Source organism: Arthrobacter sp. (assembly GCF_030540645.1).
Taxonomy (GTDB): Bacteria; Actinomycetota; Actinomycetes; order Actinomycetales; family Micrococcaceae; genus Specibacter.
Window position 1 is genome coordinate 1 of sequence record NZ_JAUNVV010000161.1, and the last position, 1,692, is coordinate 1,692.

A 1,692-nucleotide genomic window follows, 5' to 3' on the forward strand; every position below is an offset into this window, starting at 1 on the left:
CGCTATCCCGAACGCGACGTCGTCCAAGTCCAAGCCCTGAAGCAGTACTGCGAACCGGGAAGGCCGCTGGAATCCCCGCGCGGTCCGGAGCGCAAGCCCGGTGTTCTTTCCATGGAGGACGTCACCGGCCCGCTGCACTTGAGGTCCGAGGGTCTGGGAACGGTGCGGATCAACGAGGCCCAGGCCGCGGGTGCATTGGAAGCCATGAGCCGGTTTGCCATCGACCCGCGGTGGCTGTGCTACCTTCCGCCAACTATGTCCCCGTCGGAATCCTCGTCCCGGGCTGGCTACTTGGAGCACCCGGACGAAGCGTTTGGCTACTTCTTGCGACAGGGTGTGACGCAGGTGGTCTGCGAGGAGAAGCACATGGGCTCCCGCGCCGTGATGCTGCTGTCTCGAAACCCTGGTCGGTTCGATGCGCCCGAGGACTGGCTGGGTGCACTGCATACCCGCACGGGGCGCCAATTTCTGGACCCTGAGCGCGAACACCAGCTCCTGCTGCAGGCCCATGAAACCATGGACCGCGCCGGGCTCTGGGACGAGCTGGACAGCGATTGGCTGATTCTGGACGGCGAGTTGATGCCGTGGTCGCTGAAGGCAGAACCGTTGATCAAGGACACCTACGCTTCGGTGGGAGCAGCAGCCATTGCGGCGACGGATGCCGCCGTAGCCGTGCTGGAACGCACTTCCGGCACCTGCCTTGACGTCCACGAGTTGCTCGCACGCACCCGAACCCGCCAGTCGAACGCCAAGGCGTTCCGTGAATCCTACAGACGCTATGTAGGTTCCACCGATGACCTGCGTTTCGCCACTTTTCAAGTGCTGGCTGCCGAGGGCCAAACCTTTGAGACCCGGGACCACGGGTGGCACTTGGGGATCAGCGACAGGCTCGCCGCGGCAGGGCCAAAGCTGTTTGCCCCGACCCGGCACCTGCGTGTGGATCTGAGCCAAGAACACGAGGTGGAGGCTGCCATCCGCTGGTGGGAGGAGGCGACGGCGGCTGGCTCCGAAGGCATGGTGGTCAAGCCGTGGCAGAACCTGACCAAGGCGAAGCGAGGCTGGGTGCAACCAGGCATCAAGGTTCGCGGCAGGGAGTACTTGCGGTTGATTTATGGCCCGGACTACCTGGCCGAAGCCAACCTGGAGCGACTGCGTCAACGCGCCACCAACACGAAGCGCAATCGTGCCCTGCATGAATACATTCTGGGTCTTGAAGCCTTGCGGCTAACTGCCGCGGAAGCGCCCCTGTGGAAGATTCACCAGATGGTCTTCGGAGTCCTTGCGCTGGAATCCGAACCCTTGGACCCCCGGTTGTAGTTGGATCAGGGGCCCGGCTCGTTGCCCTGTGACATCCAGTAGTCGTTGCTGGCCTGCACAGCTTGCTCCTTTGTCATCGAGGCAACGATGCTTTCGGCAATGCCGGCGGTATGGGTGAGCTGCCAGACCAGTGCCAGGGGAAGTATCGATGCAGCCAAAGGAAGGCGCACTAAAAGGAGAATTACGACAGTTGGAATAAACTCACAAGGGGTGGTGTTCCCTCGAAGCGAAGACAATACAACGCAGTGAAAGAGTGTCAGTGCCCCAAAATAACGCGTCCACGCTTGATATCGAAGACTCCGCAGCGCACACAGGAGCCGCAGTGGAGGAGCAGCTGATTCTTGACGAGGCCTTCGCCCGCCGCGACGGGATCCT

1 protein-coding gene and 1 pseudogene are annotated in these 1,692 nt (G+C 62.1%); one reads left to right on the forward strand and one right to left on the reverse strand.

Annotated elements, in window-relative coordinates; all coding sequences use genetic code 11:
* Positions 1-1,317 (forward strand): annotated as a pseudogene (locus Q4P21_RS16235) (polynucleotide kinase-phosphatase); the annotation flags it as partial.
* 5 nt (positions 1,318-1,322) lie between these two features.
* Here the strand turns inward: Q4P21_RS16235 and Q4P21_RS16240 are convergent.
* The gene (locus Q4P21_RS16240) at positions 1,323-1,487 is read right to left on the reverse strand and encodes a hypothetical protein (protein WP_303389756.1); all 165 of its coding nucleotides are present in this window, start codon (positions 1,485-1,487) and stop codon (positions 1,323-1,325) included.
* Positions 1,488-1,692: the final 205 nt, after the last annotated feature.